General features: G+C 66.3%; 6 protein-coding genes and 1 tRNA gene. 3 read left to right on the top strand and 4 right to left on the bottom strand.

The window, feature by feature from the left end; genetic code table 11:
• Window positions 1-623: 623 nt before the first annotated feature.
• Together ACRDUX_RS11400 and ACRDUX_RS11395 are read right to left on the bottom strand one after the other, a co-directional pair.
• Complete coding sequence (locus tag ACRDUX_RS11400) at window positions 624-986, bottom strand: HIT family protein (RefSeq protein ID WP_526413920.1); 363 nt, start codon at window positions 984-986, stop codon at window positions 624-626.
• Window positions 987-1,115: 129 nt separating this feature from the next.
• A complete protein-coding gene (locus ACRDUX_RS11395; protein ID WP_526413918.1) occupies window positions 1,116-1,763 on the bottom strand; it encodes a MopE-related protein in 648 nt (215 codons plus the stop codon).
• Window positions 1,764-2,231: 468 nt separating this feature from the next.
• On the opposite strand from ACRDUX_RS11395, the gene ACRDUX_RS11390 reads away from it, so the two are divergent.
• Complete coding sequence (locus tag ACRDUX_RS11390; RefSeq protein WP_526413916.1) at window positions 2,232-2,492, top strand: AbrB/MazE/SpoVT family DNA-binding domain-containing protein; 261 nt, start codon at window positions 2,232-2,234, stop codon at window positions 2,490-2,492.
• 602 nt (window positions 2,493-3,094) lie between these two features.
• Window positions 3,095-5,011 (top strand): DNA/RNA helicase domain-containing protein, encoded by a 1,917-nt coding sequence (locus ACRDUX_RS11385; protein ID WP_526413914.1) that lies wholly within the window; start codon window positions 3,095-3,097, stop codon window positions 5,009-5,011.
• A gap of 66 nt (window positions 5,012-5,077) precedes the next feature.
• Here the strand turns inward: ACRDUX_RS11385 and ACRDUX_RS11380 are convergent.
• Window positions 5,078-5,155 (bottom strand) — tRNA-Arg (locus ACRDUX_RS11380).
• Window positions 5,146-5,796: a response regulator transcription factor gene (locus tag ACRDUX_RS11375; RefSeq protein WP_526413912.1), complete on the bottom strand. Its 651-nt coding sequence runs from the start codon at window positions 5,794-5,796 to the stop codon at window positions 5,146-5,148. The genes ACRDUX_RS11380 and ACRDUX_RS11375 overlap by 10 nt, the downstream gene beginning before the upstream one ends.
• A 224-nt stretch (window positions 5,797-6,020) precedes the next feature.
• Here ACRDUX_RS11375 and ACRDUX_RS11370 point away from each other — a divergent pair.
• The coding region (locus ACRDUX_RS11370) for a helix-turn-helix transcriptional regulator (RefSeq protein WP_526413910.1) at window positions 6,021-7,045 on the top strand (1,025 nt) is incomplete at its 3' end.

The raw sequence follows: 7,045 nt of genomic DNA, 5'->3' as shown, positions 1-7,045 counted from the left end.
GGCGCACCCGCAAGCACGCCGCCTTGCCTTCGGCGACGAACTGACGCACAACCCTTCCGTCTCGCCTCCGTCGACTGGCCGGTTTTGCCCCGATCACAACTGGCCGGTTTTCAGGCGATCCCTGAGGAACCTGCTGGTCCGAACTCCGAATTGGCCGTGTTTCGCTGAGTTGTGGAGAGTTGCGCGGAGTGGCGCTAGGCCATGAGCCACAATGGCTATAGCGACATTGGCTCGTTCGGTGAGTTTGGCCTACTTCGGCCAGCTTGGCGGAGTTGGCAGACATTTGGCACACAGATTCGTTGGCTCTGGCCCTACGATATGTTTGACCGGTAAGGCGGCGGACGGCTAGGCCCACGGCATGGCGAAGGTAGCGATCACATCCAAGCGACAGGCGACTCTGCCCGCGGCGCTCTGCGAGGAACTAGGCGTCGGCCCGGGCGACGTGATCGACGTCGAGCGGCGGGTGGTCGACGGGGAAACCGTCTGGGTGCTGCCCGGCAAGAACCCTCGGTGGACACCCAAAATCGGGCAGTCGTGGACGTCTGAAAACCGGCCAGTCGCGCGCGGCACGACGAGTAGCGTTTACTGAGGGGAGCCCTCCTGACGCAAGCTGGCGTGCGCCTTCATCCGCCAGCTCTTCGGTCCGCAGGTGACGAGTGCTCGACATGTCGCTTCGGAATCAGCAGCGCGTGGCCAGGGGACACCGGGTGGGCGTCCCAGATCCCCAGCACCAGGTGCCCGACGTGGAAGAACGCGCTCGGCCTCCGGCCGACAGAACGGACAGTCGCCCTCAGGCATGCCGCCGTCTTGTATCCCCAGCAGGCACTGACGATCCAGTCCGGCATTCTGCGCACGTGATGGACGAGCGCGGCGCGGTCGTCGTCCTCGCACTCGGCGAGAGGATTCGCGATCGCCTCCGGATCGCGGGTAGGCGATCTGAGGATGAAGCTTGTTTCGATCGCGCCGGGCCGGGCAAGAAGCGCCATGCTTGAGGCGGACCGAGCACACCACACAATCGCCGAACCACACTCGGCGCCAGGCCTGCGGGATCGAGTTGCGAAGATGCGGAAAAACGGGCCGAGGCCGAAGGCCCCGGCCCGTTGCGCAGAGCGATCTCAGTGACAGAGCGGTGCGCAGAAATTGAAACCGCAGCAGCTACCGACTTGGCAGGTCTCGCCCGCGCCGCAGTCCGTGCTTGAGTGGCAGGGAACGGCGCTGGCGCAAAACACAATGCCGTCGACGCAGGCGCCGCCGCCCTCCGCAGTCTCAGCACATATGCAGTTCGAATTTCCGCCGCAGCCGAACTGATATGTAGCGCACGTTTGCGCCTCGCACGGGATCGGCTCACACACGCCGCCTTCGTCGACTGCGCCATCGCAATCGTTGTCGACCTCGTCGCAGACTTCTGCCGTTGGCTCGCCCGGCTCAGCGGTGCATTCACGCGCGCCGTCGACACACACCACGGTGCCCGCAGCCGCGCACGCCCCCACGCCCGCCGTACAGGCTTGCCCGACACCGCCCGGATCGTCGTCGACGATCCCATCGCAGTCGTTGTCGGCGCCGTCGCAAACCTCGGCGCTGACCAATTGGTCCCCGTGCGCGAGATGGGCCGGAACCGCCGACGGACCGACGCTGATGCTCTGGGGGTTGCCCGGATTGCCGGGCGGGATGTGGCAGACGTTCACCTTCGGTGCGCCTGCCATCGCTGCCGAGCCGAGCAGGAGCACCCCGGCCGCCATCAGGAGTGTGCTGAGCTTCTTCATGGCTCTCCTCCGTTTGCAGTTGATGGTGCGCAAAGGACTCCCGGTTGTCCCTGCCGCACACACACCCCCGCCAGAGGAGCCCGCCACGCACAGTAAGTCTGGATGCGGGTACTCATGCATCACTTGGTGACAAGCCGTCAAGAGATCGGCAGGCGGACCGTGGACGGCGCCAGAGAATAGAGAGGGGCGCCCGTCCGGTCCCAACTGCGAAAGGCGCGCCCGGGGTGATTCGAACACCCGGACCTGGTTCGAAGTTCGACTTGGCCGTGTTTCGCTGAGTTGTGGCGAGTTGCGCGGAGTGGCGCTATGCCATGTGCCACAAGGCCTAGCGCAACATTGGCTCGTTCAGTGAGTTTGGCCGACTTCGGCCAGTTTGGCGGAGCTGGCACACATTTGGCACACAGATTCGTTGGCTCCGGCCTTACGATATGTGTAACCGGTAAGGCGGCGGACGGCTAGGCTCATGGCATGGTGAAGATAGCGATCACATCCAAGCGACAGGCGACTCTGCCCGCGGCGCTCTGCGAGGAACTCGGCGTCGGCCCAGGCGACGCGCTCGACGTCGAGCGGCGCGTGGTCGACGGGGAAACCGTCTGGGTGTTGCGCGGAATGAAGCTCGACTGGTCGTGGATCGGGATGGGGCGGCGATATGCGAAAGGACGGTCGCACAAGCTCAGCGACGTGAAGCGGAGCATCGAGTGGGGCTGGTCGCGTGGCGATCGGACTTGATACATCGGTCGTGCTCCGTCTGCTCGTCGGAGTCCCGGAGGCGCACGCGCGTGTTGCCCGGCGCCGGCTCGAGCATGCGATCGAGCAAGGCGAGCCCATGGTCGTGTGCGAGCGGTCGCGATGACGCGCTGAGCGCGCCCCGGTTTGGGTGTCCAGCGAGGCTACCGCGCCGCCGCCGCTGCGGCGTGGCGCGCCGCGCCTGTGCCCCGCCGGTCATGCTGCCGCGAGCGTGGCATATCGCTGAAACATCGCGGCGGGGCAAATCGTCGAGCTCCCAGGTGATGCTGATCGGTCGGCTGCCCCTGTAGTCGCGATGGCGAACGTCTCCCAGCAGCGTGAACGTGTCGGTCGATCGTTCGTGGACGAAGCGGAGGAACCGCCAGCCGTTGGCGTGTTGCTCGATGTAGCGACGTCCGGTGGGCGAACGATCGCTGGTGTGCTTTGGGACTGCCAGGCAAATGAGTTGGGTTGCTTGCGTTTTTGTCGCGTTGATCCCATGAGCTCGGTCAGCGATGCCGAGCATAGGGCCACCGACGCCAATCCCGCGGGCCTGGTACGCAGCCCCGATCGCGGAGTTCCTGCAGACGCCAGTGATGCAAGTCATGGGTTCGCTCGCCGCGAACTGCGAGTTCACTGTGCTCTCTGCGCAACGTGATGCCTGGCTCGTCGAATGCGAGGTGTTGCGTCGCACGCTGGCAGGAGTTCAGGGGCAGATCCTGCTCGAGTTCAGCATCCCGCGCATGGGCCGACGCATCGACGCTGTGCTCCTCCTTGGCCCAATCGTTTTCGCGATTGAATTCAAGGTCGGTGAATCGATCTTCCATCTCGCCGCGTCCGAACAGGTCTGGGACTACGCCCTCGACTTGAAGAACTTCCACGAGGCCAGCCATACGGTTCCGATTGTGCCGATCCTTGTGGCCACTAACGCGCCCGTGAGCGCCTCAGTTGTCGACCTGCACGCCGACCCGGACAATGTCTATCGACCGATGCGCACGGGTAGCGCTGGGCTCCGAGGGATTATCGATCGCGCCGTAGTTCGCATCTCCGGAACCGCAATCGACGCGCCGGCCTGGGCGCGCAGTTCGTATCGGCCGACGCCGACCATCGTCGAAGCTGCGCGGGCTCTCTACGCGCACCACTCGGTCGAAGCGATCGCACGTTTCGATGCAGGTGCCGAAAACCTGCGCCTCACCTCGCGCCGCATCGACGACATCGTCGATCGCGCCGTGGTCGAGCGCCAGAAGGTCGTCTGTTTCGTCACCGGAGTTCCCGGTTCCGGCAAAACACTGGTGGGCCTCAATGTTGCCACCAGGCATAGACGGGAAGTCGAGGAGTTGACACATGCCGTCTTTCTCTCGGGCAACGGGCCGCTGGTTGCCGTCTTACGCGAAGCACTGACGCGCGACGAGGTCGCCCGCCGAGCAAGCGAAGGGCAGAAGGTGCGCAAGGGTGTCGTTGGCGAGAGCGTCAAGGCATTCATTCAGAATGTGCACCACTTCCGCGATGCGTCGTTGAGCGATGAGGAGCCGCCGATCGAACACGTTGTCATCTTCGACGAGGCGCAACGCGCCTGGAATCTGAAGCAGACCGCGAACTTCATGAAGCGCAAGAAGAATCGCCCCGGGTTCGCACAATCTGAGCCGGAGTTTCTCATCTCGGTGCTGGATCGCCACCGCGATTGGGCGGTGATCATCTGCCTGGTCGGCGGCGGACAGGAGATCAATACCGGCGAGGCCGGCATCAGCGCCTGGTTGGACGCGATTCATACCGGATTTCCCGGCTGGCAGCTCTTTATCTCCTCGCGTCTGACGGACACTGAATATGCCGCCGGCATGGCCATCGACCGGCTCCGGCAGCTCGACAACGTGCACTTCGACGATTCGCTCCACCTCGCCGTGTCGATGCGATCGTTTCGAGCGGAGCACGTATCGGCGTTCGTCAAGGCGCTGCTCGACTGCGAGCGGGACGGTGCGCGTGCGTACTTTGGGCAACTCGCCGGTCGCTATCCAATCGCGCTCACCCGCGATCTCAGCCGCGCAAAAGTGTGGATCCGCGCCCGCGCACGCGGGTCCGAGAGGTTCGGGCTCGTCGCCTCGTCAAAGGCCATGCGTCTCAAGCCCCACGCTATCGATATTCGCGTGGACGTGGATCCGGTGAAATGGTTCCTCAACGACCGCGGGGACACCAGGTCGAGCTTCTTCCTCGAGGACGCCGCGACCGAGTTTCAGGTGCAGGGCCTCGAACTGGATTGGACCTGCGTCACGTGGGACGGAGACCTGCGGTTCACGGATTCCGGCTGGAGCTATCACGACTTCCGCGGCAGCCGGTGGTGCAATGTTGCAAGTCAGGAGAACAGACAGTATCTCCTCAACGCCTATCGGGTCCTGCTGACGCGCGCGCGCCAGGGGATGGTCATCTTCGTCCCGCCCGGCGACGCCTCCGATCCGACCCGATCGCCAGAGTTCTACGATGCCACCTTCGAGTACCTTTCCAGCCTCGGTCTGGAGAGGATCGAGTGAGCATGCAACCGATCATCACCTCGCCGATTCTCTGGGCGCGGAGGCCATCGAGGTGGCGGAAAAAAATGGCGCGCCCGGGGTGATTCGAACACCCGACCTACTGGTTCGAAGCCAGACGCTCTAGTCCAACTGAGCTACGGGCGCGTGCGGCGCACCGTAGCGGGCAGCGGCGCAAAGTCCAAGCGCAGGCCGAGGTGGATGAGGGCGGCGAGGGAGTTGGCGCCGAGGCGGCGGGCGAGTTGGCTGCGGTGGGCCTCGACGGTGCGGGTGCTGATGCCGAGGGCGGCGGCGATGGCGGGGATGGTGTGGCCGGCGGTGGTGAGGGCGAGGACTTCGCGCTGGCGTTGGGGCAGCGCGGCGATGCGGGCGGCGTATTCGGTGTGCAGGCGGTGCTGGGCACGGCTGCGCCGGCCGGCGGCGATGGCGGCGTGGACGCGGTCGAGCAGCAACTGCTCGCTGGCCGGCTTCTCGAAGAGGTCGAAGGCGCCGGCGCGGAAGGCGGCGACGACGCCGGCGACGGTGGCGAAGCCGGTGACGACGATGACGGGCAGGCCGGGCTCGCGCGCGGCCAGTTGGGTGATGAGCGTTGGGCCGGGGAGGTGGGGGAGACGGAGCTCGGCGAGGATGCACTCGGTCGGCGCCAGGTCGGCGGTGGCGAGGAGGTGCGCGGCGTCGGCGTGGGCGATGACGGTGTGGCCGACCGATTCGAGCAGGCGCGTCAGGGTGTGGCGGGCGTCGGGGGCGGGGTCGAGGATGCGGATGTGGGGAGCGGGGGGTGTCGTCACCCGGCGCATCGTGGCGCGGGCGGGTTGCCAACGGCTGACGGTGCGGGGTGGGGTGCGAAGGACGGGGGTGGGATTTGACTATTTGATTCGCGTCCCTGGCCGCCGCCTCGCCGCCCCCGGCGCCGAGGGCCCGGCGCCCTCCAGCGTTGTGCCCGGTTGCGAGCGGGGCGGTTGTCGGGGGCGGGCGTTGACAGGGGCGGGGAAAGAGGTTGAAGGACTGCGGGATGACCGGGGCGGCGAAGAGCAAGACGGCGGCGGGGCGGAAGCCGACCTACCACGCGGCGACGCGGCTGGCGCGGCTGGTGCACGAGCTGTGGAAGCGGCCGGTGGGGTGGAGCTTCGATGCGGCGGCGGCGGAGCTGAACATCTCGCCGCGGACGTTGATGCGCTACCTGGCGGCGTGCCGCGAGCAGCTGGTCGATGGCGAGGGGCGGCCGCTGGTCGAGACGTTTCGCAAGGGCGAGCGGCGCTACCTCAAGCTGGCGGAGTCGGCGCAGATGGGCGACTCCACGGTCTACCAGGTGATCTCCTTCTACTTCGCGCTGTCGGTGTTCCAGTTTCTCGACGGCACGGTGCTGAAGGACGGCGTCGCCGATCTCTGGGAGCGCTTCAGCAAGACGCTGCGCGGCGCGCAGGCGCAGCGCGTCGCCGACTTCGCGCGCAAGTTCTACGTCGTGCCGCACGCGATGAAGGATTATCGCGCCAGCGACGAGCACCTCGACACGATCGTCCGCTGCCTGGCCGACAATCGCCGCCTGGGGATCGACTACGGCGGCCTGCTGGGCGCCGGCAAGACGCACGTCTTCGATCCGTACACCTTGTTGATGTACCGCGGCGGGCTCTACCTGGTCGGTCGCAGCCACCGCGGGCGCAAGGTGCTCACCCTGGCGGTCGAGCGCATGCGCACGGTCGAGCGCCTGAAGGATTCGTTCGACTACCCGGCGGGCTACTCGCCGGAGCGCCACACCGAGGGCATCTTTGGCATCATCGAGGGGCCGGAGACGGCGGTGGAAATCCAGATCATGAACCCGACAACGCGCGCCTACCTGCAGTCGCGCCGCATCCACCCGACGCAGGAGATCCGCACCCGGCGCGATGGCAGCACGGTCCTGGCGATGACGGTGCGCGGCACCGAGGAGCTGAAGTACTGGATCCTCGGCTTCGGCCCGCACCTGCGGGTGCTGAAGCCGGCGGCGCTGCGGGCCGAGGTGGCCTCGATGCTGAGCGAGGCGGGGCAGGCCTACCGGGC

Origin of the sequence: Mycobacterium sp. (assembly GCF_050701675.1) — a bacterium.
Classification (GTDB): domain Bacteria; phylum Actinomycetota; class Actinomycetes; order Mycobacteriales; family Mycobacteriaceae; genus Mycobacterium.
The sequence above is the reverse complement of the archived record's forward strand: the minus strand, read 5'-3'. Positions and strand labels throughout refer to the sequence as shown.